General features: G+C 40.4%; 22 protein-coding genes. 11 read left to right on the top strand and 11 right to left on the bottom strand.

The features are described 5' to 3' along the window. Positions 1–64 precede the first annotated feature (64 nt). A complete protein-coding gene (locus tag MMU07_RS16280) occupies positions 65–529 on the top strand; it encodes a response regulator (protein WP_241127305.1) in 465 nt (154 codons plus the stop codon). A 4-nt stretch (positions 530–533) separates the two neighbouring features. Here MMU07_RS16280 and MMU07_RS16275 read toward each other — a convergent pair whose 3' ends face one another. From MMU07_RS16275 to porX, 3 genes are read right to left on the bottom strand one after another with little or no spacing between them, the layout of a single operon-like run. Beyond that, complete coding sequence (locus MMU07_RS16275; protein WP_241127303.1) at positions 534–1748, bottom strand: alanine dehydrogenase; 1215 nt, start codon at positions 1746–1748, stop codon at positions 534–536. After that, on the bottom strand, positions 1729–2172 hold the full coding sequence (gene tsaE / locus MMU07_RS16270; RefSeq protein ID WP_241127301.1) for a tRNA (adenosine(37)-N6)-threonylcarbamoyltransferase complex ATPase subunit type 1 TsaE: 444 nt from the start codon (positions 2170–2172) through the stop codon (positions 1729–1731). Before tsaE ends, MMU07_RS16275 begins: the two co-directional genes overlap by 20 nt. A gap of 6 nt (positions 2173–2178) precedes the next feature. Further along, positions 2179–3738, bottom strand: a complete 1560-nt coding sequence (porX, locus tag MMU07_RS16265; protein WP_241127291.1) for a T9SS response regulator signal transducer PorX — start codon at positions 3736–3738, stop codon at positions 2179–2181. Between the two features lie 51 nt (positions 3739–3789). On the opposite strand from porX, the gene MMU07_RS16260 reads away from it, so the two are divergent. From MMU07_RS16260 to MMU07_RS16235, 6 genes are read left to right on the top strand one after another with little or no spacing between them, the layout of a single operon-like run. Further along, positions 3790–5028, top strand: coding sequence for an HD domain-containing protein (locus tag MMU07_RS16260; RefSeq protein WP_241127289.1), 1239 nt, complete (start codon positions 3790–3792; stop codon positions 5026–5028). 16 nt (positions 5029–5044) lie between these two features. Next, positions 5045–6067 (top strand): UDP-3-O-(3-hydroxymyristoyl)glucosamine N-acyltransferase, encoded by a 1023-nt coding sequence (gene lpxD, locus MMU07_RS16255; protein WP_241127287.1) that lies wholly within the window; start codon positions 5045–5047, stop codon positions 6065–6067. A 39-nt stretch (positions 6068–6106) separates the two neighbouring features. After that, positions 6107–7501 carry a bifunctional UDP-3-O-[3-hydroxymyristoyl] N-acetylglucosamine deacetylase/3-hydroxyacyl-ACP dehydratase gene (locus MMU07_RS16250; RefSeq protein ID WP_241127285.1) on the top strand — a complete coding sequence of 465 codons (1395 nt, stop codon included), beginning with the start codon at positions 6107–6109 and terminating at the stop codon, positions 7499–7501. After that, positions 7498–8277 carry an acyl-ACP--UDP-N-acetylglucosamine O-acyltransferase gene (gene lpxA, locus MMU07_RS16245; RefSeq protein ID WP_241127276.1) on the top strand — a complete coding sequence of 260 codons (780 nt, stop codon included), beginning with the start codon at positions 7498–7500 and terminating at the stop codon, positions 8275–8277. The genes MMU07_RS16250 and lpxA overlap by 4 nt, the downstream gene beginning before the upstream one ends. Positions 8278–8283: 6 nt before the next feature. Then, a complete protein-coding gene (locus MMU07_RS16240; protein ID WP_241127274.1) occupies positions 8284–8916 on the top strand; it encodes an ABC transporter ATP-binding protein in 633 nt (210 codons plus the stop codon). Positions 8917–8965: 49 nt separating this feature from the next. Continuing rightward, positions 8966–9457 carry a hypothetical protein gene (locus MMU07_RS16235; RefSeq protein ID WP_241127272.1) on the top strand — a complete coding sequence of 164 codons (492 nt, stop codon included), beginning with the start codon at positions 8966–8968 and terminating at the stop codon, positions 9455–9457. Between the two features lie 58 nt (positions 9458–9515). Here MMU07_RS16235 and MMU07_RS16230 read toward each other — a convergent pair whose 3' ends face one another. Continuing rightward, on the bottom strand, positions 9516–11903 hold the full coding sequence (locus MMU07_RS16230; RefSeq protein WP_241127270.1) for an endonuclease MutS2: 2388 nt from the start codon (positions 11901–11903) through the stop codon (positions 9516–9518). Next, positions 11900–12250 (bottom strand): DUF4296 domain-containing protein, encoded by a 351-nt coding sequence (locus MMU07_RS16225; protein WP_241127261.1) that lies wholly within the window; start codon positions 12248–12250, stop codon positions 11900–11902. The genes MMU07_RS16230 and MMU07_RS16225 overlap by 4 nt, the downstream gene beginning before the upstream one ends. Positions 12251–12374: 124 nt before the next feature. Here MMU07_RS16225 and MMU07_RS16220 point away from each other — a divergent pair, with 124 nt between their 5' ends. From MMU07_RS16220 to MMU07_RS16210, 3 genes are read left to right on the top strand one after another with little or no spacing between them, the layout of a single operon-like run. Continuing rightward, positions 12375–13253: a DUF58 domain-containing protein gene (locus tag MMU07_RS16220; RefSeq protein ID WP_241127259.1), complete on the top strand. Its 879-nt coding sequence runs from the start codon at positions 12375–12377 to the stop codon at positions 13251–13253. Then, positions 13246–14145, top strand: a complete 900-nt coding sequence (locus tag MMU07_RS16215; protein ID WP_241127257.1) for a hypothetical protein — start codon at positions 13246–13248, stop codon at positions 14143–14145. The genes MMU07_RS16220 and MMU07_RS16215 overlap by 8 nt, the downstream gene beginning before the upstream one ends. Further along, entirely contained in the window at positions 14132–15178 is a 1047-nt protein-coding gene (locus MMU07_RS16210; protein WP_241127255.1) for a vWA domain-containing protein, read from the top strand. Before MMU07_RS16215 ends, MMU07_RS16210 begins: the two co-directional genes overlap by 14 nt. Positions 15179–15188: 10 nt before the next feature. Here MMU07_RS16210 and MMU07_RS16205 read toward each other — a convergent pair whose 3' ends face one another. From MMU07_RS16205 to MMU07_RS16180, 6 genes are all read right to left on the bottom strand, one after another. Next, positions 15189–16268 carry an alkane 1-monooxygenase gene (locus tag MMU07_RS16205; RefSeq protein WP_241127253.1) on the bottom strand — a complete coding sequence of 360 codons (1080 nt, stop codon included), beginning with the start codon at positions 16266–16268 and terminating at the stop codon, positions 15189–15191. 416 nt (positions 16269–16684) lie between these two features. Further along, the gene (locus MMU07_RS16200) at positions 16685–17314 is read right to left on the bottom strand and encodes a DUF2189 domain-containing protein (protein ID WP_241127252.1); all 630 of its coding nucleotides are present in this window, start codon (positions 17312–17314) and stop codon (positions 16685–16687) included. 158 nt (positions 17315–17472) lie between these two features. Continuing rightward, positions 17473–18840, bottom strand: a complete 1368-nt coding sequence (locus tag MMU07_RS16195) for a cystathionine beta-synthase (protein WP_241127248.1) — start codon at positions 18838–18840, stop codon at positions 17473–17475. A gap of 99 nt (positions 18841–18939) precedes the next feature. Further along, entirely contained in the window at positions 18940–19824 is an 885-nt protein-coding gene (locus tag MMU07_RS16190) for an ROK family protein (RefSeq protein WP_241127246.1), read from the bottom strand. Positions 19825–19906: 82 nt separating this feature from the next. Beyond that, positions 19907–22237: a glucosamine-6-phosphate isomerase gene (locus tag MMU07_RS16185; RefSeq protein ID WP_241127244.1), complete on the bottom strand. Its 2331-nt coding sequence runs from the start codon at positions 22235–22237 to the stop codon at positions 19907–19909. A gap of 266 nt (positions 22238–22503) precedes the next feature. After that, positions 22504–23961, bottom strand: a complete 1458-nt coding sequence (locus MMU07_RS16180; RefSeq protein ID WP_241127242.1) for a DUF294 nucleotidyltransferase-like domain-containing protein — start codon at positions 23959–23961, stop codon at positions 22504–22506. A 51-nt stretch (positions 23962–24012) separates the two neighbouring features. Between MMU07_RS16180 and gndA the strand changes: the two genes are divergently transcribed. Next, on the top strand, positions 24013–25947 hold the full coding sequence (gene gndA / locus MMU07_RS16175; RefSeq protein ID WP_241127240.1) for an NADP-dependent phosphogluconate dehydrogenase: 1935 nt from the start codon (positions 24013–24015) through the stop codon (positions 25945–25947). Positions 25948–26289 lie beyond the last annotated feature (342 nt).

The raw sequence follows: 26289 nt of genomic DNA, 5'->3' as shown, positions 1-26289 counted from the left end.
AATTATCATTAAGTTGAATATATACTTAAACTTGTACCTAAAGTTTCACTAATAGCAAATCCAAATGTCTGAATCGGCCAAAGAAAAAATAAGGATTTTATATGTAGATGATGAAGAAAATAACCTTCAGGCTTTCAAGGCTACATTCAGGAAAGATTACAAAATCCATCTTGCACTATCTGCTGAGGAAGGAAGAGAAGTGTTAAAATCGAATGATGTCGACATTATTATCACGGACCAGAGAATGCCGGATGAAACAGGAGTCGATTTTTTAACATCTATCATTCCAGGATACCCAGATCCAATCAGGATTCTTTTGACGGGTTATACAGATATTCAGGCTGTAATTGATGCTATCAATAAAAGTCAGGTGTACCATTATCTTACCAAACCTTGGGAAGAGGAATACATGAAAACAGTTATCAAAAATGCTTTTGAACTTCTGTCTTTGAGAAAGGAAAATAAAAAACTGATGGAGGACCTCGTAGAAACCAACAAAAACCTGGAATTTATGCTTCAACAGAAATGAGCTTTCAGTACCGTGCCGCAAGAAGGAGCAAAAGTTCTTTGTGAGTCATGGAAAATTTTCTAGCTAGATAGGCATTGGTGAGACTTCCTCTGTAGGTATACACACCTTTCATAAACCATTTATAATTGAAAATCATTTCTTCGGCACCGCCCAAATCAGCCATATGCAACAAAATGGGAGTAAAGATATTGCTCAAAGCGCAAGAAGCTGTCCTTGAAACACGGGAAGCAATATTGGGAACACAATAATGGATGATACCATGTTTCACAAAAGTCGGAGTATCATGGGAAGTCATTTCTGAGGTTTCTATACAGCCCCCCTGATCAATTGACACATCAATAATGACACTGCCCTCCATCATTGCTGCGACCATTTCTTCGCTCACTACTACTTTATTCCTGCCCTTTTCAGCTCTAAGTGCCCCAATGACTACATCCGCTTCCTTTATTGCGTTTCCTAAAGTATAATTATCAATTGTGGAAGTAAATACCTGTTGGCCGAGAAGGTGTTTTATCCTACGAAGTTTGTATATGTGGTTATCAAAAACTTTGATACTAGCTCCCAATCCCAAAGCCGTCCTTGCAGCATACTCGGCAACTGTCCCTGCGCCGACGATGACCACTTGGGTGGGAGGAACCCCGGTAACCCCCCCCATAATCAAACCCTTCCCATTGTTCACACTACTCAGGTATTCGGCGGCAATCAGCATGACGGTACTACCTGCAATTTCGCTCATAGCTCTGACCACTGGCATACCCCCTACTTTATCCTCAAGATTTTCATAGGATACCGCAGTGATTCTCTTTTTATTAAGCGCATGAATGTAATCGGCATTTTGCTTCCCCAACTGCAGCGCAGATATCAAGCATGAGCCTGGCCTCATATTATTGATTTCATCCTCAGTAGGTGGTTCTACTTTAATTATGACCTCCGCATCAAAAGCTTCTTTGGCAGTGTAGACCACTTTTGCACCGGCATCGGAATATTCTTTATCTGAAAATTTTGACTCTTTACCGGCATTGGACTCCACCAAAACCCTTTGGCCATTATTGACAAGAAGAGCGACTGCATCAGGTGTCAACACTACTCTTTTTTCTTGTGCAGCAGTTTCCATCGGCACTCCAATTAGCAATGAATTCTGAGAATTCTTGACTTGGGCTGCTTTTTCTTTTGGATACAAGCCTACCTCTTCCCTTATTTCAACCATTTGTTTTCCCATTAATAACCCTGTTTAAGGTAATCATTCTTCCTCCTGTATCATCCACATCAATATGGATATGGATAAAATCTGAAGGAATATAGGCTGCGATTTTTTCAGCCCATTCTATCCAACAATACTTTCCGCTGTAAAAATATTCTTCAATTCCAATTTCTAAAGCCTCTTCGGGGTTCCCTACTCTATAAAAATCAAAGTGATAAAACACTTCGCCTTTGGTATTTTGGTATTCATTGATTAATGAAAACGTGGGACTATTAACCCTATCGATCACTCCAAATATTTTAGCTATCTCCCTGATAATCGTTGTTTTACCCGCGCCAAGATCTCCTTTGAAAACCCAAATTTTGTCAAACTTGGCAAAGGAAACTATTCTGAGAGCGGCCTCAGAGAGATTGTCTAGGCCAGTACAATAATACTTTTCCAAATTTAATTAAATATTCTTTGGTTCGAGGCGAATGAATGGAACTATCATTTCTTCAAGAGATACACCTCCGTGTTGGAAAGTATCCTTGTAGTAATTTACATAATAATTGTAATTATTAGGATATGCAAAGAAATAATCTTCAACAGTAAAAACATAGCTCGTCGATACATTAAATCTAGGAAGCTTTGCATCCTCCGGACGGGAAATCTCAAATACTTTTCCACTTTCAAAATTTAGGTTTTTGCCTTGTTTATATCTCAGATTTGTGGTTACATTTTTATCCCCAATAATTTTATATGGCTTATTGACTCTTTTGGTACCGTGGTCCGTTGATATAATCACATCGGCTTTGGCAGCATGGATCTTTTTAAACATATCAAAAAGAGTGGAATGCTCAAACCAACTTTTGGTCAAAGACCTGTAAGCAGATTCGTCAGGTGCAAGCTCTCTGACCATTTTGATATCTGTACGGGCATGCGACATCATGTCCACAAAATTGTAGACCAAGACAATAAGATCGTTATTCAATAGTTGATGAAAATGGTCCAAAGCTGCTTTTCCCTGGTATACCTGCAGTATTTTGCTATAACTAAATTTAATGTTTAACTTGTTCCGATGAAGGTTTTCTGAAAGAAAATCCTCCTCGTGGTTGTTTTTCCCCTCATCAGTATCTTCCCCTTCCCACAATTCGGGATGGAACCTAGCCATATCAGAAGGCATCAAGCCACTGAAAAGAGCATTTCTGGCAAAAGCTGTGGTAGTTGGTAAAATACTGAAATAGGTACTTTCCTCAGAGATATTAAAGTATTCCGAAATCAAAGGTTTAATTACTTCCCATTGGTCAAGACGGAGGTTGTCTATCACTACAAAAAAAAGAGGTTTGCCGGGTCTGATGTGAGGAAAGACCTTTTCCGCCATCAAGCGATGGGAAAGGATGGGCTTTTCTGACTTGGGATCACTGATCCAGTCGACGTAATTGTTCTTTATGAATTTAGCAAAAGCGGCATTGGCTTCTGTTTTTTGGGTGTCGAGAACGTCCTGCATACTTTTGTTTTCGGTCTCATCAATTTCCATTTCCCAGTATGTCAACCTTTTGTATATGTCTGTCCATTCTTGGTGGGTGGAGGCATCACCACATGCCATACTGATATTCATAAAGTCCTGCCTGTACGAAAGATTGGTTTTTTCGGTTATCAGCTGCTTATTCTGAAGAATCTTTTTTACCGACAATAGGATTTGATTGGGATTGATGGGCTTGATGAGGTAATCTGCAATTTTACCTCCAATGGCATCATCCATGATGTGTTCTTCCTCACTCTTAGTGATCATAACAACTGGAACCTGTGGCTTTAGCATTTTGATTTGCTGCAGTGTCTCCAGTCCGGTCATCCCAGGCATCATTTCATCTAAAAAAATCACGTCATAATTGAACTTCTCTACCATTTCTATGGCATCTACACCACTGTTGACAGTGGATATTTCATAGCCTCTTTGCTGTAAAAATAAAATATGGGGCTTCAGAAGATCTATCTCGTCGTCCGCCCATAGGATTTTGAACCTTTGCATAAAATTTGGTTTACTTCTTTTAAATTTATAATTACTTTTGAAACCTATCAAATGTCAGCGACATTGAAACGACATAAAATTCTGAATGATCCTGTTTATGGATTTATCACCATACCCAGTGAATTAATTTTTAACATAATTGACCACCCCTACTTCCAGAGGTTACGTCGTATCAAGCAACTGGGTTTGACAGATTATGTCTATCCCGGAGCACTCCACACCCGTTTTCACCATGCCATCGGTGCCATGCACCTTATGAGTATTACTTTGGATAATCTCAGACATAAAGGTATCGAAATAAGTGATGAAGAATACGAGGCGGGGCTTATTGCTATTTTGCTGCATGATATTGGGCACGGCCCGTTTTCTCATGCTTTGGAATTCAGCATACTCAAAAACATACCCCATGAAGCACTATCCCTGCTTGTAATCCAAAAACTCAACAAAGAACTTAGCAACAAACTCGATCTCTCCATAAAAATATTCAAAGGAGAATATGAAAGAAAGTTTTTCAATCAACTCGTATCAAGTCAGCTTGACATTGACCGACTTGATTACTTACAAAGGGACTGTTTTTTTACAGGAGTATCAGAAGGGGCTATAGGTGCTGATAGGATTATCAAAATGATGGATATCAGAGACGATCGACTCGTCATTGAAGAAAAGGGCATTTACAGTATTGAAAACTTTTTGAGTGCCCGAAGGCTGATGTATTGGCAGGTCTACCTTCATAAAACTACCGTCAGCGCTGAAAAGATGATGATCAGCCTTATCAATCGTGCAAAACATCTTTTGCAAAATGGCGAAAACCTGATTGCTACAGATGAACTTTGTTTTTTTCTATTGGGGAATTTTACACTTGGTGATTTTGAAAACAGTGAGACTCCACTTGAGAAGTTCCTAATGCTTGATGATTTTGATATTTGGGGCGCCATCAAACTTTGGAAAAACAGTGATGACTATATTCTGAAAAATTTATCCCGGATGTTTCTTGATAGAAATCTTTTCAAAATAAACTTACGAAATGATGAATTTTCTATTTCTGAAATTGAACAAGAAAAATCAAAGCTTCTAAAAAAACTCCAAATCCCCGAGAACGATCTTTACTATTTTTTTAACCATGGGGTTTTGAGCAATTATGCCTATTTAAACACAGAACAGATTTTTATTTTGACAAAAAAAGGCAATATAATTGATGTAGCCTTGGCGGCGGATCTTCCAAATATCAAGGCAATGAGTAAAATTGTAAAAAAACACTACATCTGTCACGCCAAAAATTTAACTTTGTAAACTCTAAATCCAATTTATGGAATTTTCTCTCGGTCAAATTGCAGAATTAATAGGTGGAAAAGTAGAAGGCGACAACACTCTAAAGGTACGCCGGCTGGATAAAATCCAGGAGGGATTACCGGGGGGTATCAGCTTTTTGTCGAATGAAAAGTATGAGTCATTTATTTATGAAACCAAAGCAACCGCAGTTATAGTTTCTGAAAATTTCGAACCTAATAAGCCTTTAAGTACAACCTTAATAAGAGTAAAAAATGCTTATGAAGGTTTTACGACACTTCTTGAAGCTTATGCCATGTTGGTCCAGTCCTCCAAATCAGGCATAGAAGAACCCTCATTTTTTGACGAGACAAGTTCCATAGGTGCAAATTATTACAGAGGAGCTTTTTCATATGTGGGTAAAAACTGCATTATAGGCAGTTCTGTTAAAATCTACCCCAACGCCTTTATCGGAAACAATGTAAAAATCGGGAATAATACTGTCATTCATGCCGGAGTCAAAATCTATGACAATACGCAGATCGGCGAAAATTGTGAATTCCATCCGGGGGCTGTCATCGGCGGAGACGGTTTCGGATTTGCACCTTTACCCGATGGTTCTTTTAAAAAAATCCCCCAATTGGGAAATGTGGTCATAGAAGACAATGTCAGCATCGGTACCAATACTACAGTTGATTGTGCCACTATGGGTTCTACTTTGATTAAAAAAGGAGCAAAAATTGACAACCTTGTCCAAATCGCTCATAATGTTATTATTGGCGAAAACACTGTAATAGCAGCCCAAACGGGTATTTCCGGCTCTACAGAAATAGGAAAAAACTGTATGATTGCAGGAAAGGCCGGGATAGTAGGACATATAAAAATCGCTGACAACACGACTGTGGGCGCTAATACGGGTGTTTCCAAAAATATAACCAAGTCAGGACAGACTCTTTTTGGATATGTGGGATACGATATCAAAGATTTCCTGAAATCTTACAGTCTTTTCAAAAAACTACCCGAGCTCTTGGACAGAATCAAAGAACTCGAAAAAAAACCATAAATTTACACTTCTTACACTGAAGGAGTTTAACAGGATCGAATGAGAGTCAAACAGCATACCATAAAAAAACAAGTAACCGTCTCGGGAGTAGGTCTCCATACTGGGGTAATTTCCAATATGACATTTTTACCGGCCCCTCCAAATCATGGATTTAAATTCCAAAGAATAGACCTCCCCGGAATGCCTATTGTAGATGCAGACGTGGACAATGTGGTGGACATCTCAAGAGGAACAACCTTGGAGCAAAACGGAGCTAGGGTTTTTACTGTAGAACATGTCCTTGCGGCCTTAGTGGGATTAGAAATCGACAATGTTTTGATTCAGCTTGACGGGCCTGAACCTCCAATTATGGACGGTTCATCCATTCAATTTATTGAGGTCTTGGAAGATGTAGGTCTGGAAGAGCAAAATGCTCTCCGAAGATTTTTTGAGGTACCAGAAAGCATTACTTATAGAGAACCTTCACGAGAGGTCGAAATGGCTGCTTTGCCTTTAGATGATTACCGAGTCACAGTGATGGTCGACTATAACTCACCGGTATTGGGAAGTCAACATGCCTCTATCACTAGCATCAGTCAATTCAAAACAGAAATTGCCTCATGTAGAACATTTTGTTTTTTGCATGAATTGGAAATGCTTTACAATCAAAACCTGATCAAAGGAGGGGACCTTAATAATGCTATTGTTGTAGTAGACAGGGTCATTGAAGAGAAAGAATTAGAACACCTAGCGAAGATGTTCAACAAGAAAAAGGTAGAGGTAAGGAAAGAAGGCATACTTAACAATGTTGAATTGCGTTACAAAAACGAACCAGCAAGGCATAAGCTATTGGATGTGGTTGGGGATTTGGCGTTGGTAGGCAGACCATTGAAAGCACAGATATTGGCTGCTAGACCAGGTCACGCAGCGAATGTTGCCTTTGCAAAAAAAATAAAAAGGGCTATGGAAAGAGCTGGTTCTCTTCACATTCCGCATTATGACCCCAAGCTTCCTCCCGTCATGGATATCAATCAAATAAGTAATATTTTGCCACATAGATATCCTTTTCAACTTTTGGACAAAATCATCTATTTAGATGAAACTGTCGTAGCAGGGGTAAAAAACGTAACAATCAACGAACCCTTTTTTATGGGGCATTTTCCAAATAACCCGGTTATGCCGGGAGTCCTTCAGGTGGAAGCAATGGCCCAGACGGGGGGTATTCTGGTTTTGAGCACTGTAGATGACCCTGAAAAATATTGGACCTATTTTTTAGGTATTGAAAGTTGCAAATTCCGTAAAATGGTACTTCCGGGAGATACTTTGGTTTTCAAATGCGAATTACTTGCTCCTATTAGGAGGGGGATTGCAAAAATGAAAGGAGAAGCTTTTGTGGGTAACACCCTTGTTTGCGAAGCAATTATGACAGCAAGTATAGTCCGAAAAGAATCATGATCAGTCCCCAATCATTCATACATGAAAAAGCTGTCCTAGGAAAGGATGTGCACATAGATCCCTTTACGATGATACACGAAAATGTAGAAATCGGAGAAGGGACATGGATAGGTTCGAATGTAACCATATATTCAGGTGCAAAAATCGGTAAAAATTGTAAAATATTCCCAGGTGCTGTAATTGCCGCAATTCCCCAAGACCTTAAGTTTCAAGGGGAAGATTCAACAGTCGAAATAGGAGACAATACCACTATCAGAGAATGTGTAACCATAAGCAGAGGGACCATTGATAAAAGAACTACCAAAGTTGGGAACAATTGCTTACTGATGGCCTACGTACACATCGCCCATGATTGTATTGTGGGGAATAATGTCATTATCGCCAATGCAGTACAGGTGGCTGGACACGTATCTATAGACGATTGGGCTATTGTAGGAGGCAGCAGTGCTATTCATCAGTTTGTCAAAGTGGGAATGCACTCCATGATATCGGGAGGATCATTGGTTCGCAAGGATGTTCCTCCATTTACCAAAGCTGCCCGCGAACCCCTTAGCTATGCGGGCGTCAACAGTCTTGGATTGAGAAGAAGAGGCTATTCCAGTGAAACCATCAGCCATATCCAAGAAGTATACCGGTACTTATTCTTAAATTCTCTGAACAACAGCAGGGCACTCGAAGAGATAGAAATCAATCTTCCTGCCACAAAAGAAAGAGATGAAATAGTGAATTTTATCAGGTCTTCTGAGAGAGGCGTAATGAAAGGGTACATCAGCTAAATCAACATGGAGCTGAAGCTGAGTCAGGTATCGAAAAGATATCAATACGATTGGATTTTTAAAGATATAGACCTTCATATCCCTTCTTTATCCCATTGGGCTATCACAGGCAGCAATGGGTCAGGAAAGTCAACATTACTCAAATGCTTGTCGGGAGTGAATCCGTTGACGAAGGGAACAATCCAATATTTTGACCAAGAAAAAGAGATTAAATCGGAAAGTATTTTTAATTCCATAGTCATTACTGCCCCATATATGGAACTCCCGGAGGAGTTTACATTGATAGAACTTCTTCAGTTTCATTTTAAATTTAAAAGGCCTGTTGACAATCTGACTTTGGATGAAATGATGGACATTTTATATCTTAAAACTCACCGAAACAAAACTGTTTCGCAGTTTTCATCAGGCATGAAACAAAGATTAAAGCTAGGTTTGTGTTTTTTTTCTGAAAGTAAACTTGTTTTTTTAGACGAACCCACCTCCAACCTCGATAAGCAGGGTGTAGATTGGTATTTGCAGTTGGTAAAACAATTTTCGAAGAATAAGACACTTTTCGTCTGTTCCAATGATCCCAAAGAGTACGGTTTTTGCCCTAATGAGATCAAAATTGAAGATTTCAAGCACAAGCAAAAACTTTGATTATTCGACTGAATGATTAATTTTACAGAAAATAAATCGCTTAGAAATTATGCAAAAACAAATATTTAGCATCCTACTCATTGGATTGATGGTCCTTGGGATTTTTTCTTGTAAGGATAAAAAAGACGATCCTACTCCAAACAAAACTCCCGAAGAACTCGCAATCGAAGAATTGACGAATGGCTCTTCTCAAATTTGGGTAATCGCAGGAGGTGGTTCTGTAGTGAGGGACGGAAGGTCAGAAACGAATATATATCAATCTTTTGAATTAACACTCTCTGCAAACGCCTCAAGTAAAACTTACAACACCATCAATAGCAATGACCTTTTTGATGCAAATGGAAATTGGTCTTTTGTAACGGGAGGACTTGATAAACTTTTGCTTACAGGATCAAAACCAGTAGCAAACAACGAAATCTCTTGGACCAGAACAGGAGACAATCTGATTTTAAGATTCAGCATTGTAGCCCCGGGAGCCCGTCAGTTGGGAACAGCAGCAGTGTTGGGAAGCTATGTATTTACCCTTAAAAAGAAATCGTGATTTTTATATCTTCTTGAAATTCAAAAGGGCATCCCAAAAATAGTTGGGATGCCCTTTTTTATGCTTTGAGCGTAACCAAGGTCACTCCCGCCCCACCTCTATCGGCATGTTCATCCTCAAGTTTGGCCACCTGATTCATATTTCTTAAAAGATTACGGGTAATTTCCTTCAAAATCCCATTTCCCTTGCCGTGAACTATCCTTAAGTCTTTGAGGCCAAGCATATAGCCATCATCTACAAAAGCCTGAACCAAAGGAAGAATTTCTTCTCCTCTCAAGCCTCGGATATCAAGGTTGGGAGAAAATTCAAGCATTTTGGCATTGGTATCAAATCCTGTCCTTTTAGCAAAAGTTTTCTTTTCTTTCTTGACTTCTGAAAGTGAAATCTTTTGAAGCCGGTTGATCTTGACGGTGGACTTCAAGTCTCCGATACTGATTTCGGCTTCTTTTTTCTTCAAAGCCAATACCTGTGCTATTGCGCCATTGTCAATCAATCTCACAAAATCCCCCACCTGAATTTCACCTTCCAAGTCTTTGATTTCAGGAATGACAATAACTTTTTTCTCAGGCTTGATTTTGACTTTTAAGTCCTCGATTTCTGTTCGCAGCTGCTTGGTGATTTCTTTGTCTCCTTTGCTTTTTTTGATATCAGAAATCGTGTTTTCAATCTTTTTGTTAACCTCATCCAAAAGCATTTTGGCTTCAGCTTTTGCGTCCTGAATGAATTTCTTCTTATTCTGATCGATATTGTCTTTGAGCGCTGTGTATTCTTTGACTTTCAAGTCCAAAACCCTTTCTTTCTTCTTGTTTTCATTGACCAGCTGCTCATAGTTGGCAAGCTGATTTTCCAGCTTGGTCAGCATCTTATCATATTTGACACGGTCTTCGCCGATATGCATTTTGGCATAGTCAATGATATCTTTTGAAATGCCGATTTTAGAGGCGATCTCCAAGGCAAAGGAGCTTCCAGGCTTGCCCAAATCCAATTGATATAAAGGTTCTAGTTTCTCGACATCATATCTCATCGCCCCGTTTACTAATCCTTGGTTTTTGGAGGCGACTTGCTTCAGATTACCGTAATGTGTGGTCAAAACTCCATAGGCCCCTGTTTTATTCAAGGCAAGCAAAATACCTTCGGCAATAGCACCGCCAAACTGCGGTTCGGTTCCGGTTCCAAATTCATCAATGAAAAGAATGGTCTTTTTGTCCGCAAACTCAGTAAAATACTTCATGCTCATCAAATGTGAGCTATAGGTACTGAGGTCGTTTTCAATATTCTGCTCATCCCCAATATCGATGAAAAAATTATCGAACAGTGAACAGGTGGAATGGCCGTCCATCGGAACCAACAAACCGCATTGCAGCATATATTGGACCATAGCTACGGTTTTCAAAGTCACGGATTTGCCGCCGGCATTGGGTCCCGAAATCACTAGCAACCTCCTATTATGGTCCAAAGTGATATTGAGCGGAACGATTTTTTTGTGCTGCTGCTTCAAGGCAAACTCCAGCAGTGGATGTCTTGCATTGCTCCATTCCAACTGTCTTTCTTTTTTCAGAATAGGACGGGAGGAGTTGGTTTTGATGGCAAACTTGGCCTTAGCGCGGATAAAATCCACCATACCAAGGAAATGATATGCTCGCCTGAGTTCAGGAATATTTGGCCTCACAGTATCAGTGAGTTTGGTAAGGATCTTTTGGATTTCCCTTTTTTCCATGTACTCCAAGTCCTTCAACTCATTGTTGATGTCCAAAACCTCTGCTGGTTCAAGATAAACTGTCTGACCTGTGGCAGACTCATCATGGATGAAACCTTTGATTTTTCTTTTGCTTTCAGCCAAAACCGGAATGACCATCCTCCCACCTCGAATGGTCACGGAGGCATCCTCAGGAGTCAATCCTTTGGCTTTTGCATCCCTGAAAATCCTGTCCAAAACCTTCCTCAGCCGATTTTCTTCATATAAAATCTGAGAACGGATCAGGGAAAGTTCCTGTGAGGCATTGTTTCGGATTTTTCCCTTTTCATCAATTATCCGCTCTATTGCTTTGAGGATTGTATTGTCCAAGGCCACCAATCCAAGCAAATTGTAGAGGTTGGGATAGGTTTCTTCATGGTCTTTGAAAAACTCAATGCAGCGGCTTAATGTAAAAAGGGAGAGCCTTATTTCGTGAAACTCTTCTTCGTAAAGAAAGGTACCTTCGATTTTTGCTTTCTCGAGGTAGGGATAGATATTGGTGAAATTAGAGGAAGGAAACAATTCCCCTGATTCGAGGATGGCTTTGAATTCGGCTGTTTGGTCTAGAAGCTTGCCGACCAGGTTGGGGTCCTTGGAATATCCCATTTTATCCACAAAATCCATCCCAAGGGGTCCGGTGCATGCTTCTTTCAACAATTCCCGGATTTTGGTGAAATTGATTTTCTCTTCGAGATTTTTAGGGTAAATCATGGGTTGGAATTAGGGGTTCTTGCTTTTTCTACTACATGAAGGGAGTCAATTGTCCTGGCATATAACCTGTCCATCGTCTTTATGTCCAACATGTAGTATTCCAAGCTCTTTTTAAAAACAGTATCAGCGATATCATGTTTTAAAAAAACCTCATTTTCAAAATATGGGTATAACAATCTTGAAGAGTCAAAATGAATCGGAAATGATGAAACCATACCTTCAGCCAGATGGATATCTATGAGCACTTCCACCATTTTATCTTCGGACAAGATACCTTCGGGGATTTCTTGCTTGCTGCAGGCAATTCCCACAAAAAGCATTATCAAAAGAAAGATTTTATTTTTCACAGACCAAAATTAATCAATTCCGACAATGAACAAGAAAATTGATTGGTTTACCTTACGTCCGATGATCACATATCGTTTTTTAATTCAATTATCAACCTTAATTTAGGCCTTTGAAAAATCAGCCATGAACGAACTGCTCAAAAAACTCAGAAGGTACGAGATTATGATCCGGAAGGTGGTCAACAACCAGCTTCAGGGTGACTATCAATCCATCTTCAAAGGTGCGGGATTGGAATTTGATGACCTGAGGCCCTACCAATACGGAGATGACTTCAGGACGATAGAATGGAAAGTATCCGCCAAAGGCCATGGCACCTTTGTCAAAACCTTTAGGGAAGACAAAGACCAATCGGTCTATTTCCTCATAGACATCAGCGGGTCGCAGGATATCGGACAGGAAGGGAAAAAGAAAATAGATATCGGAAAAGAGATTGCCGGCGTTTTGACTTTGGCGGCTGTATTTGAAGGAAGCCAGGTCGGATTGATTTCTTATTCAGATCAAAAAGAAAAAATCATCCTACCGGGAAAAGGCCCGAAACAAGGAGTGAAAATCATTCAGGGAATCTTTGGGCACAAAAACATTTCCCAAAAAACCAACCTGACAGAAATGTTTAACTTTGCGCTGAACCTGATCAAGAAGAGAAGCATTGTGATCGTGATTTCGGATTTTATTGACGAGGGTTATGAGCGACCTTTCAAAGCTTTGGCCCAAAGACATGACCTTGTAGCTGTCCAAGTGACAGACCCCAGGGAATCCGCCCTTCCCGCACTTGGCATTATTCCGGTATATGACAAAGAAGAAGGCAGGACAACTTGGGTAAATACTGCTTTTGGAAGCTTTTCCAAAAAAATTGCAGATACATTTACTTCCGAAAGGGACCATCTTAAAACCATTTGTAAGAAAAACCAGATCAATTACCTGGGCATCAGCACCAAGGAAGACATCGTGATTCCTTTGATAGAATTATTCAAAAACCGTAACCGGACAATGAAACGTGGGTAAAGTATTATTCTTCCTTTGCATAATCAGCTACTTTCTTATACCTCAGCAGAGCCATTCCCAGGACCTTGAGGTAGAAGGCTATTTTATGCAGGATTCGGCCATGCTTGGCGAAAGGGTGGGATATGTCCTCAAAGCAAAATCAAAACCGGGAGTAAATATTGTTTTCCCGGACTCGACACATAATTACTTTCCATTTGTCCTCTTGGAGAAAAAATCCTTCATTTCCTCCACGCAAGAGGATGTCACTGTTGATTCGGTGGTTTACTATGTAAGCAATTTTTCTCTTGATCCTGTTGCCAAACTCACCCTTCCAGTATATGAAGTTTTCAGATTTGACAGTTTGGTACACTTGCCTTTGGAAGCAGGTTTGGCATTGAAACTGACCATTGACCCGCTTCCTGAAGAATTGGGATTTAAGGACAACAACGTCTACCAACCCATTCCTACCGAATTCAACATGCTGGTATTGCTCTTGATTTTGGGGATAATTGCAGTTTTGGCTATAATCGTACTGGTTGTTTTCGGTAAAAAAATCAAAAGAAAGTGGGAGAATTGGAGAGAAAAACAAAAGTACAAGCGTTTTGTCAAAAGGTGGAATGCCGCCGAAACAGCCTTTGCTGCTTCACCGGATATGGCACAAGCCGATGAACTCCTTGGCCTCTGGAAGACCTATATGGAACACCTCAATGACCGGCCATTCAGAGAGTGGACTACTACGGAGATTTCAGAATTCCTCGACAACAAGGAGATCATCAAGGATTTTAGAGCCATCGAAATGGTAATCTATGCCGGCAAGGAAGGAAAAGACATCACCGAAACCTGCAATAACCTCAAAGACATCTGCACAGATTCTTTCAAGAAAAAGATAACCGAACAAGATGAATCCAAATAATATCGCTGACTTTTTTTCTTGGTTCTGGTTTTTGCCTGAGACCTTCAAGACTTTTGAATGGGAAAACCTTTGGGCACTACATCTTTTATGGATTGCACCTTTGATTTTGGTCTTGAGAAAGTTTGTAAAATTTCTCAAAAATCCTGTTCTCGAGCTTTCACTACCTGGTACGGTTTCGCAAAACAATCCATGGACTTACCTTCGGTTGATTCCCGCGCTGATGTTTATCTTCGCAGTGTGGATGATTGTCATCGCTTTGGCCCGGCCTCAAAAAAGCAACGAAAGGGTCGAGCAGTCCACAGAGGGGATTGACATCATGATCGTGATGGATATTTCAGAATCGATGGACCTACAGGATTTCAAACCAAACAGGCTTGAGGCTGCTAAAGAAACAGCAATTGACTTTATCAACGGACGGTTTGGAGACAGAATAGGGATGGTGATATTCTCAGGAGAGGCCTATTCGCTTGCACCTTTGACCACAGATTATGCCCTGCTGACTGATTTGGTCAAGGATATTTCATTCAATATGATGGATGCAAAAGGTACTGCCATCGGATCAGCTTTGGCTGCCGGAACCAACAGGATGCGGGAATCCGATTCCAAAAGTAAGGTCATGATCCTTCTTAGTGACGGCGAGAGCAATGCCGGTAATGTCGATCCACTTTTTGCTGCGCAATTGGCTGCTGCTATGAATATCAAGATCTACACCATTGCAGTGGGCAAAGACGGTATGGTTCCTTATGGCGTGGACTTCTTTGGAAGACCGCAGATGGTCGAGAGCTACCTGGACGAAACAACACTCAGGGAAATTGCAGGAATCGGCAATGGGGAGTTTTTCAGGGCTTCAGATGACAATGCCTTGGAGCAGATTTTTGATCAGATCAACAACATGGAAAAAGCAGAAATCCTTGAATCCAGATACAAGGAAACTACAGATTACTACCGGGTATATCTCTTTTGGGGAATCCTGTTGTTCCTCGCTTGGCTTGGACTGAAGAGTACTTTCTTCAATAACTTTTTGTTGGATTAATATAAAAAACTCAGCCCCCCACTTTCTCCTTCCAATCTTCCAACCTCCTGTCCATTACCTTGAACCACAAAGGAGGAAACAATGCCAAAATAATCATGGCCGAATATCCCTGCGGCAATTGGGGACTTTCGTCATAATGATTCAAAACCTGATAGCGCTTGTACGCAAAGGCATGATGGTCAGAATGTCGCTGTAGCTGGAACAATAAAAAATTAGAAACCAAATGACTCGCATTCCAAGAATGCAAAGGAGTTACTTTTTCATATCGGCCATTTGGCAATAGTTTTCTTGCCATCCCATAATGCTCAATGTAATTTACCAATTCCAATAAACTGAATCCAAAGAAACTCTGTGCAAAAAACAAAACCGGAACTTCCCACACAAACCTGTCTTGCATAAATGAAAACATAAGGGTAAATATCCCCACAAATGCCAACGGCAGCAGGGTAAACCAGATCATCTGATTTTGGCTTGACCTGGCAGGAAGGCCTTTCTTGTGAAGTCTTTCCTTTTCCAATTCAAGGGCACTCAAATACCCATCTTTGACAGACCTCCACCAAAAGCTGTAAAAAGTCTCCCCAAACCTGCTCGTAGCAGGGTCTTCCAAAGTTGCTACCCGAACATGATGTCCCCTGTTGTGCTCAATGATAAAGTGCATGTAGCAGACAGTCATCAATAAAACCTTGGCGTAAAACTGCTCTAAAGCTTCGGCTTTGTGCCCCAACTCATGCGCTACAGTAATTCCTATTCCTCCAGTTACCAAGGCCATTCCTGTGGAAAAAGCCAACCACTCAGCCAAAGACAAAGGAGTATTTGCCACAGCATAAAAACCACAAACCAAAACCACAAGCTGTACATATACCCAAATGAAGGTCACAAAGCGATAGAATTGCTCTTTGGAAACATCGGAGATTTCATTTTCCGGAATATTGACACGATCGGTTCGGATGAGAAAATCCAGAAAAGGCACCAAAATAAAAACAAATGCATGGATCATCATCAAATTCCATCCCCCCAAATAAAAACCTCCAATCAATAAGACAGGCAGAATAAAGGCTGCGTAAAACCCAATTTTCTTAAGGTGCTTCATAGGCGGAAGTTAGGAAATGGGAATTGAAAAAAAAACAGTATAGGATTATCAGCTACTTTGCCACTAGACAAAAAAGGGTCAACCAAAATCAGTCATGGTGAATAAGTCAATAGACAATAGTCCATAGCCACTGCGATGGAACTTCAATCCGAGTTTTATATAGTTAATGGCCAGAAAGTGGATACCCACAGAACAGCATCAACCATTCTTATTTACTATTGCCAAGAATCACCTTTACATGTATTGTACGCGATGATTCAACTTGAATGGTAATTCTATGTAAATCTTGTTGGGAGATTGGAATAGTCCAGTACATCCCTGCCCGACGACAGGCGGGGGGCTTCCGACTCCGGCCTTCCCTCCCAATTGAAATAGAATATTAGGTAATTGACAAAGAAGCGGATAACCATATTTTTCTATTCCGAAAAGATATCTTTTGTCAAATCCTCAAAAAGAATATAGGTTGCATAGAAGGTAATTGGGACTGTCACAAACAAACCAACAAAAAGTGTTACAAAACCTAATAAGTTAAGGACAATCAAGATTAAAGTAAAAACAAAAAATTTCCACCACCTCACAGTGATCAACTTTCTGCTTTCTTCCAATGCTGTCCAAAAATCAAATCCACCAAACAAAGCCATCAAAACCGCAAAGCTGTACCCTACTGCGAGGTAAATTCCCGGAATCAAAAATGCAAACAGGCCTAAAGCAACCAAAATTTGTCCAACCAACCATATAAAAAAAATCGGCATGTAAAAACTGAATCCCTTGAAGAAGTCCGGATAGATTATAGGCAATCCCAAACTGATCCTATTGGCGGCGAGATAAAACCCGGAATAGAGTGGAGGTGCCAAAAACAGCGCAAAGACAAAGGCGAATTTCTGAAGGTACACTGCCGCCATCAATTGTAAAGAAATGATAAGCATGGTATATGCGATACTCAAAACCGGTTGCTTGAGAAACATATGCCAAGCCCTTTGAAATATGTCCTTAAAATCAAAATCGTAGCCTTTGATCCGGAGTTGTTGTAATTTTTCTTTACTCATTTAAAAGACAAGAGATTTGAGATTTGAGACATGAGATTTGAGATTTGAGATTTGAGATTTGAGAAAAATTCGAAGTTTGGGATGAAAGGATTATTCAATTTTTTAATTCCATTTATCATCAAAAAACCTATACAAATAACCCAATAACCATTTAACCATTATTTTGTCATTGCTTCCAAGATATCATGTTTGGTGACAATATGGATCTGATGGTTATCATCTCTTACCAAAACTGCTTTCTCTTTATCCAACATCGAACTCAAGACATCCAAGGTGCTGTCCAAAGCCACAAATTTCATGGATGCTTCCATCACATCGGCGACTGTTGCGTCCTTCAGTTCAGGATTCTCAATTATTTTTGTCAACAATTTGCTGTCTGTAAGGCAACCGACCACATGACCATCTTCCAAAACAGGGATCTGGGAAACGCTTTTCCCGTTCATCAAGTGGATGGCATCTTTGACTTTGTCATTTTTGTGGGAAACTACCAATTGGTAACTGCCATTTCTAGCACTGATGATATCTCGGGCTGTTCCAAAAGTTTTGTTTTCAAGAAAACCATGGTTTCTCATCCAATCGTCATTGTAGATTTTGCCAAGATACCTCGTCCCATGGTCAGGAAGGATGATCACCATGCGGTCTCCTTCTTTCAGGTTTTCTTTGGCATATTCCAAAGCACCATGGACCGCAGACCCGCAAGACCATCCGACAAAAAGTCCTTCTTCCCGTGACAGTCTTCTTGTCATGACGGCTGCATCTTTATCAGTCACTTTGATAAAGTGATCAATCAGTGAAAAATCGACATTTTTTGGCAAAATATCCTCGCCAATCCCTTCAGTCAGGTAAGGGTAAATTTCATTTTCGTCGAAGATTCCTGTTTCTTTATATTTTTTGAAAACCGAACCATAGGTATCAATTCCCACAGTGATAATATCAGGATTTTGTTCTTTCAGGTATTTGGCCGTACCACACATCGATCCTCCTGTTCCCACTCCGGCAGCATAATGGGTAATTTTTCCTTCTGTATCGTGCCAGATTTCGGGACCTGTAGTCTCGTAATGGGCCAGCGAATTGGATAAGTTATCGTATTGGTTAGGATAAAAAGAGTTGGGAATATCCTGATTAAGTTTTTTGGCCACAGAATAATAAGACCTTGGATCATCCGGAGTCACATTGGTCGGACATACTATCACTTCTGCACCAACTGCTTTGAGGATATCGATTTTCTCTTTGGACTGCTTGTCAGCCATCGTAAAAATGCACCTATACCCTTTGGCAATGGCGGCCAAAGCCAATCCCATTCCGGTATTACCGCTTGTGCCTTCTATGATTGTCCCTCCCGGTCTCAAAAATCCGGCTTCTTCCGCATCTTCGACCATTTTGATGGCCATCCGGTCTTTCATCGAATTTCCAGGATTGAAATATTCAACTTTGACGAGAATCTCTCCCTTAATGCCTTTGTTCAGCCTGTTCAACCTTACCATCGGTGTATTTCCGATGGTTTCAATAATGGAATTATAAATCATAAAATTCGGGTTCTAGAACCCGAATTTACGAATATTTTTAAACCTCAGCCATTTCTGAGATCAGTATCCAAATAATATTTCGAGTAGCTACACAGAAAATCAGGAGGCTTTGGCTACAGGCTCGACTTGTGCGGCGTATTCATCCACCAAAGCTACTGCACCATGTATTGCTGTTTCATCCAGATCCGAAATCAAAATCTTGAGATTTTGACTGATAGTAGGATATTTAAAGGTTGCAATGTTGGCCATCATACTCTCCTGAAAATATGGGAAAGCTTTTCGGATGGATCCGCCCAATACAATCGCTTGAGGCGCCAAAGTGTAAAGAATATTTTTAATCAACTCACCGAGATGATGTCCAAACTCCACATAAGCTTTAATGGCCTCAAGATCACCTTCTTTTGCTTTTTTTGCCAAGGTTTTGGCTCTAGAACCATATTTGGCATCAAAAAATTTATTGCTACAATAAAACTCAAAATCCTGATCTAAGTAAGGGGCGGAGCACCATTCTCCCGCAGCACAATTAAATCCACAATATAAATGGCCGTTGACGATGATTCCAGCGCCTAAGCCAGTACCAAGTGTAATTCCTACAACATGCCTGTATATTCCTGCTGCTCCAAACTTGTATTCCCCTAAGGCAAAGCAATTGGCATCGTTATTTATGTAAACCGGTTTTGAAAACCTTTCTTCCAAAAATTCCCTCAAATGCACCCTTCTGAAAGAAGGTATATTTTCAAGGTTCAAAACCACTCCCTGATCTGTGTCTATCAAACCGGGAATTCCTATTCCAATGGCATAAAAATCATGGTGGCTATAGGAAGAAATCAATCCAGCTATGGTTTCCAGGATAAAATCTTGACTTTCCTGTGAAGGGGTAGCTATGGTACGGACATCTATCAAATCGGAACCAACAAGAACTCCTGCTTTGATATTGGTGCCTCCAATGTCAAGTCCAAGAATAGGTTTTTCGGTTTTAAGCATAGGGTTAAGGTTTTTAAGCTTTAAACAGAAAAAGAAGAATGTATTTCATTCTCCTTTTTCCAAAATTTTGGTTTCTCCCCAATCAATTAAGCATTCCTTCAATTGATTTTTCAAGCTCTCGGGCGTGAGCCAAAAACTCTTCAACATTCATGTCTTTGAAAAAGATCAGGCCATGACTAGACCGGACTTTGGCACTTTCATGAAGGTAAAAATAATTTTTTCCCAAAAGTAACTGAATATCGTCAAGTTGTCCAACCCATGTACGCTTGGCAACGGTAGAAAATTTACCATTATGCGAATAACTCGGGAAAGAAGCATTTACCTGACTGAGATAACAGTTGGAAAAAGAATCCTCCATCACTGACATATCGCCCAATGATACAGGCACAATGACATTGGCTTCATGAGGCTCGAATTTGAACCAAACGTTTCTGTAACCGATAATCCGCAACTTACTTAGGTCCTTTTCCTCAGCCCACTGTCTGACTGCCTCGGCTGTTGCCTGCAGTACTTTGTAGTGGGTATCCGGTCCTGAACCCTCAGGATCAAGCGTCAAACTTATTTTGGTTGGATTGACTTTTTTGAACAATTCAACAATGGGAACCACATCTCTTTTTTTGTCAGGTTGCTCAGTGAAAATATCCCCTGTGTAAAACCCTAGCCTCAAATGATGAACATTCTTCACCTGAACACCAAAATGGGCCCAAACCAATTCTTCCTCAAATTCTCTGATCATTCCTTTCAGTTTCTGGATTTTAGCAGGGTTCTTCTCCCCATCATAGGAATTCCGAAGGATGCTGATAATGTCATTGATTGTCTCCCTCAACTTTACCGCTGACTTTACTTCAAATACATCCACCACTGCACGTACTACCCTGTGGCAAAGTCCCCTGATTCTCTCATCCAAATCTTCTGAGGCCACATTGGTCAGAAAATGATAAACATCTTTATCAGTCTTCAACTTATACCCAACCTGAAAAAAGTCTTCAAATTTAACCATTTGGATTTTGCCTTCATCCAATAATTTTTTGGTTTGGAGCAAAGTATCAATCACAAAAGTATTGGTCACAGCTGTAAAGCCGGATGTTAAAACCGAGAAATGGGCCTCATTGCTATTTTCATGCAATTGATTGGTGATATGTGGCAAAATCCCCAAAGAAATATCATCGTGGTGAGGCCCTGTATGCAACAGCACTTCATTCTTTTCTTGAGTAGTCCCTCTTTTTAGTTTGTCAATTGTGCTCTGCATTACCTGATTGACTGTCTCTTCAGACAATCCCGGAATCATTGCTGTATATTTGTCTGATTTTAGGTCTTCCATTTTGAGACGGTGACCATATTTTTTGATTTTTTTACAAAGGTCGACGATAGCCCTTTCTGTTTTTTCCCAAGTCCATTCGCCTTGACGGTAATAGGCATCCACAGAATCTGTCAACTTTACCGCCGCACCTTTGGTAAGATAAAAACGTCCGTTTTTCAGTTTTTGGAGTACTGTGGCCGGGTAGACGTTGTCCAAGGGAGTCTCCAGGGAATCCTTTACGATTTGGGCTTTGGCCTCACCCGCAGCGATGATGATTCCAACGGCGTTTGGATTGTAAACGATGGTGTCCAAGCCTATCGTGATTACAAGCCTATTGGCCGAAACTTCAATTCCTCCCAAATCCCCTGCCGCTACAGCTTGGGTTTCAAAGTTGGTTTCAGTTAACCTTGTTGTTGAAAAAAGATGCGAACCACGTGTGTTAAAGGCAATGTGGCCATCCGGCCCAATACCACCTAAAAAGAACCCGATTCCTCCAGCGTCTCTGATTTTTTGCTCATATTGGCCGCACCAATGATCGATTTTGTAAATAGACTCTTGTTGGATTTTTTCTAGGTTGTTTATAGGGTCACGGAACCTTAGCGAAAGGTCCACTTTTAGGTCCGGGAAAACTTCCTTGAAGTGCTTCCCACCTGCCAAAGGAATCTCATCCGAATTAATCAAGATTGCCTTTTCTTTGCTCAGACCGAAACCTTCGAGGTAAAATTTATTGACATAGTCAAAAAAACTGTTTTTTTGCTTTGAAGAAATCGGATAAAACTCATCAATCTGCACAAAAGTCAAATCCTTGAGGTATGGTTTTTTGACAGCCCCAAGTCCATATTTCTCTCTAGTCTCTTTTCCCTTTTTGGTATCCCAATTCTCCAAAAGATATTGGGTCCATTTGATGAAGTATTCAGGGGTTTTACCTGTTGGCAAACTGATCACTCCCTGAGGGTTTTCCGAAACCCATTCCAAAAACCTGCAAGCAGTGATGAGACCAAGTTTGGGAAAATTATCAACCATGAGATAAGGAATCAGGGTAGTGATTTTTTCAACACCTGATTCTCTTTGGAAAGCTTTTTCTACTTCTGAAAGTGGATAATTGCTAAGCATAGGACTGTTTTTTGATTCAGACTTTTTAGAAATAATTGACAATTCGAGTGACACTGTTTTTTTCTATCAGGAAGGTGACAAACCGATTTAAATTTGGTTTCAATCCTATCAAGGAAAAGAAATACGTAACCTTACTTTGGTTACCTTCTTCATTAAACTTTTAATTAATAAAATTCAGTTAACAGTATTTCTATGCAAAAATAAAAAAACTTTTACGTTAAATCATAGACTTTTATAAAATTTTTAAAAAAGATATGCAAATTTTACTAAAATATATTTTTAGTAAATTCAATCTTGATTTTCAATTGAAATTCCTTGATCACCTTGAATATTTCCACCAATGTTACCATCTGCACTTTGGTCAGCTCATCAATACTGACATGGTTTGTTGGGTTTTCTTTATTCTTTATTAGTTGTAGGGATTGCTTTTCAAGCCTTAGTCCCATAAGGTAATAGTATGCGTGCGAGATTTCCTTTGCTTCCCTTTCGGTAAAGATTTTTTGTTCTTCAAGCAACCTGATTCGATCTCCGGTGTTTGGTTCAAAAATTCTGTATTTCAAGGCAAATAAGCGCACCAGATCTACAATTGGCGTCATGGTTTTTTTGATGTTGAAATGTTTCTCCCCATCGATTTTATATGTTTTAATGTTTTTGAAAAAAGTCAATGGCGGTTCAAATTGAAGCGCATTGGTTCCCATATTTATAAAAAACTTCTCGGAGGGTTTTTCAAGTTGTTGATCCATAAATTTCTTCAAATCCTCCAACAACCCAAATTCTCCATAAATTGGACGGCAGTCGAAGAAGGTCGAATACTTCATGACAGTTTCGGGAGTGGATTCCTGAATCCAGCTTTCATAATTCCGCTTCCAATGCGATAAAGAATGCGTCCATTTTGGGTTTTTAGCCATAAAACCTCCTTTACAAAACACAAACCCTACCTGATCTAAGGCGAAAGAAACCCTTTCGGCAAAATCCAAAAAGTATTCCCTGACCATTTCGCGGTGTTCATTGCCCTTGTCTTCATAGATGATGGCATTATCCTGATCGGTTTTGAGGGTTTGCTCTGCCCTTCCCTCGCTGCCAAGCACAAAAAATACAAACTTGGCCGGGGGTTCACCTATTTCCCTGATGGTATTTTCAATAATCCTTAGGGCGATGGTATCCGCCACGGTGGTGATGATCTGATTGACAATCTGTGATTTGAGTCCTTTTTCGATCAGCTGATGGATGATAAGAGGAACTTGCTGCCACTTTTCTTTCAATTCATATGTGTCCATGGATTGCTTCACAGATTGGATAAAAACAAAAGGACCCTGCGCCTGCTCGGAAAGGATTTTGTTTCGACTGATCCACCCGACAAATGTTTCTTTGTTTTTGACCAAAAGGTAACGAGTTTTGGTCCGGAACATCATCAAAAGCGCTTCATACAGAAAAGCTGAATCCTGAATGTAAACGATATTCCTATCCATTATTTCTCCTACAGGGGTGTCAAAAGAAAGCTTATCGGCGATGACCCTATCCCGTAGCGTGATATCAGTGACGAATCCAATAATTTCATTGGGAGAATCTCCAACAAAAAAGCAGGAAATCTTATCCCTAGCCATCAATCGGGCAACTTCAAAAACAGGGGTATGGACCTGACAAACCGATAAATCACGGAAATGTAGGTCTCCGACTTTTTTGGTGTAGATGTGGTCAATATTATTTTCAGCTGTGGTTATCATTCCTTCCCAAACTCTTCATGGTGAAAATAATTAAATTTCTTAATTTCGGCTATGATAATTATTGTAACAGGTGTTTCAGGAAGCGGAAAAACAACTTTGGGCTCCTTATTGTCCAAGAAACTTCGGCTGCCTTTTTTTGATGCGGATGACTTTCATCCCAAAGCCAATGTGGAAAAGATGACACAGGGAATTCCCCTGACCGACCACGACCGACAGCCTTGGCTCGAGCACCTTGCCGATAATATCAAAGCATGGGAATCAGCAGGCGGCGGAATCCTCGCCTGTTCGGCACTACGTGAACACTACAGACAAATCCTCCAAGTAGTTCCTTCGATAGTATGGCTACACCTCATCGGCAGCAAAGATATTTTGACCGAAAGGCTTTCTTTGCGAAAAGGCCATTATATGAATCCCGGCCTATTGGATTCCCAATTAGAAACTTGGGAGGAACCCGAATATGGACATCGGATTGATATTTCAAAAACTCCTGAAGAAATGGTTGCGGAAATTCTTAAAATAGATGAAATCAATATGCCCTCACTTCACTTTGGTGTCATCGGCATGGGAGTGATGGGCAAAAGCCTTGCACTCAACCTTGCTGACAACGGAATCCCTACGGCAGTATACAACAGGCATGTAGAAGGAAAAGAGGAAAAAATAGCATCTACTTTTGCCGCTGAAAATTCGGATTTTCCACTTTTGAAAGGTTTTGATGAATTAGAGGGATTTATTTTTTCCCTCAAAAAACCAAAGAAAATTCTCCTGATGATCCCCGCCGGCAATGCAATAGACATGCAGATCGCCCAATTACTTCCGATGCTTGAGCCAGGAGATGTCATCATTGACGGGGGAAATTCATTTTTTGAAGATTCGAAAAGAAGGTACGAAGAGCTAAATTCCAAAGGCTTTCATTTTATCCCGATGGGAGTTTCCGGAGGCGAAGAAGGAGCGAGAAAAGGACCGTCCTTGATGCCAAGCGGAAATCAGGAAGCTTATGACTTGGTATCCCCTTACCTCAAAAAAATCGCCGCCAAAGACCATAACGGCGAGCCATGTGTCAGCTTTATTGGCAATTCGGGTGCGGGACATTTTATCAAAATGGTCCATAACAGCATCGAATACGGTGAAATGCAGACTTTGGCAGAAACTGTCCACCTGATGAAGTTTGGCCTGAAACTCTCCTATCCCGAAATTTCAAGAACACTGAAATCCTGGACCAATGAAGGCCTGAAAAGTTACCTGCTGGAAATCACTGCCGATATCCTGCTAGCCAAGGAAGGGAAAAACTTCTTGCTCGATCAGGTGTTGGACAAAGCCGGACAAAAGGGAACGGGCTCTTGGTCATTGACGACCGCGTTGAAATACAATGTCGCCTATAGCCCACTTTCGGAAGCTGTCACCGCTAGGATGCTGTCCGGCAACAAAGACGAGCGGGAAGAATTGGCTACATTTTTCGGTCACCGTTTCGGAGCTTTTGGAGAAGACAAGGTCATTCTGATTGAGAAAATCAAAAACGCTTACGCCCTCACCCGCATCATCAACCATGAAGTAGGGTTTGAATTAATGAATCAGGTCTCCCTGACTGAAAACTGGAACCTCAATATGAGTGAGATATCACGGATTTGGACCAATGGATGTATTATCCGCTCGACACTGATGGAAAACATGGTTGCTTTGTACAAGGAAAACAGTTCACTGCTGAAAGCCAAGCAGATGAAAACCAAGATCAAAGAACTCCGGTATGACCTTTCTTATATCGTTGGCTTAGGCTTACAACACAATTATGCCTTGCCGGTCATGTCAGCCGCCATCAATTATTTTTATGGAAGGATTACCACCGATTCATCAGCCAATCTGATCCAGGCACAAAGGGATTATTTTGGCGCACATACTTATCAGCGAAGAGATGATCCCAATGGACCATTTCACCATTCGGATTGGAAAGGTAGTATTCCCAAGGGGGGAAGTATGGAGATTGGATATTAGGGAATTGGTTATGGGTTAATGGGTTATTTGGTTAATGGGTTAAGGGTTATTTGGTATATTATCCGTGAATTCAAAAAGGCAGATATTCATTGATATTTGGTACTAATTGATATTTCCGCACCATTCAAAGGAGTACTGGATTCTAATAGCAGAAAAAAATTTGATTTAGCTAATGGGGATTTTGGTTCAAATGAAAAAGGGATTTATTCCAAATCGTCAGTATGATATATAAACGATGAGTCTAAAATAAAATATCCATGAATATCCAGTATCAATAAATATCCAGTATCGATGAATATCCATTTATAAGAAAGGGGAATTTCAAATCAAAGCTTCCATTCC

It is taken from the genome of Cognataquiflexum nitidum (assembly GCF_022538055.1).
GTDB lineage: Bacteria > Bacteroidota > Bacteroidia > Cytophagales > Cyclobacteriaceae > Cognataquiflexum > Cognataquiflexum nitidum.
Note: the sequence above shows the minus strand (reverse complement) of the source record. Positions and strands in the feature narration are given on the sequence as shown.

What these genes read in the sequence shown, in the direction of transcription:
- MMU07_RS16280 (WP_241127305.1), top strand. Translation starts at nt 65, where the DNA reads ATGTCTGAATCGGCCAAAGAAAAAATAAGGATTTTATATGTAGATGAT.
- MMU07_RS16275 (WP_241127303.1), bottom strand. Translation starts at nt 1,748, where the DNA reads ATGGGAAAACAAATGGTTGAAATAAGGGAAGAGGTAGGCTTGTATCCA.
- porX (WP_241127291.1), bottom strand. Translation starts at nt 3,738, where the DNA reads ATGCAAAGGTTCAAAATCCTATGGGCGGACGACGAGATAGATCTTCTG.
- MMU07_RS16260 (WP_241127289.1), top strand. Translation starts at nt 3,790, where the DNA reads ATGTCAGCGACATTGAAACGACATAAAATTCTGAATGATCCTGTTTAT.
- lpxD (WP_241127287.1), top strand. Translation starts at nt 5,045, where the DNA reads ATGGAATTTTCTCTCGGTCAAATTGCAGAATTAATAGGTGGAAAAGTA.
- MMU07_RS16250 (WP_241127285.1), top strand. Translation starts at nt 6,107, where the DNA reads ATGAGAGTCAAACAGCATACCATAAAAAAACAAGTAACCGTCTCGGGA.
- lpxA (WP_241127276.1), top strand. Translation starts at nt 7,498, where the DNA reads ATGATCAGTCCCCAATCATTCATACATGAAAAAGCTGTCCTAGGAAAG.
- MMU07_RS16240 (WP_241127274.1), top strand. Translation starts at nt 8,284, where the DNA reads ATGGAGCTGAAGCTGAGTCAGGTATCGAAAAGATATCAATACGATTGG.
- MMU07_RS16235 (WP_241127272.1), top strand. Translation starts at nt 8,966, where the DNA reads ATGCAAAAACAAATATTTAGCATCCTACTCATTGGATTGATGGTCCTT.
- MMU07_RS16230 (WP_241127270.1), bottom strand. Translation starts at nt 11,903, where the DNA reads ATGATTTACCCTAAAAATCTCGAAGAGAAAATCAATTTCACCAAAATC.
- MMU07_RS16220 (WP_241127259.1), top strand. Translation starts at nt 12,375, where the DNA reads ATGAACGAACTGCTCAAAAAACTCAGAAGGTACGAGATTATGATCCGG.
- MMU07_RS16210 (WP_241127255.1), top strand. Translation starts at nt 14,132, where the DNA reads ATGAATCCAAATAATATCGCTGACTTTTTTTCTTGGTTCTGGTTTTTG.
- MMU07_RS16205 (WP_241127253.1), bottom strand. Translation starts at nt 16,268, where the DNA reads ATGAAGCACCTTAAGAAAATTGGGTTTTACGCAGCCTTTATTCTGCCT.
- MMU07_RS16200 (WP_241127252.1), bottom strand. Translation starts at nt 17,314, where the DNA reads ATGAGTAAAGAAAAATTACAACAACTCCGGATCAAAGGCTACGATTTT.
- MMU07_RS16195 (WP_241127248.1), bottom strand. Translation starts at nt 18,840, where the DNA reads ATGATTTATAATTCCATTATTGAAACCATCGGAAATACACCGATGGTA.
- MMU07_RS16190 (WP_241127246.1), bottom strand. Translation starts at nt 19,824, where the DNA reads ATGCTTAAAACCGAAAAACCTATTCTTGGACTTGACATTGGAGGCACC.
- MMU07_RS16185 (WP_241127244.1), bottom strand. Translation starts at nt 22,237, where the DNA reads ATGCTTAGCAATTATCCACTTTCAGAAGTAGAAAAAGCTTTCCAAAGA.
- MMU07_RS16180 (WP_241127242.1), bottom strand. Translation starts at nt 23,961, where the DNA reads ATGATAACCACAGCTGAAAATAATATTGACCACATCTACACCAAAAAA.
- gndA (WP_241127240.1), top strand. Translation starts at nt 24,013, where the DNA reads ATGATAATTATTGTAACAGGTGTTTCAGGAAGCGGAAAAACAACTTTG.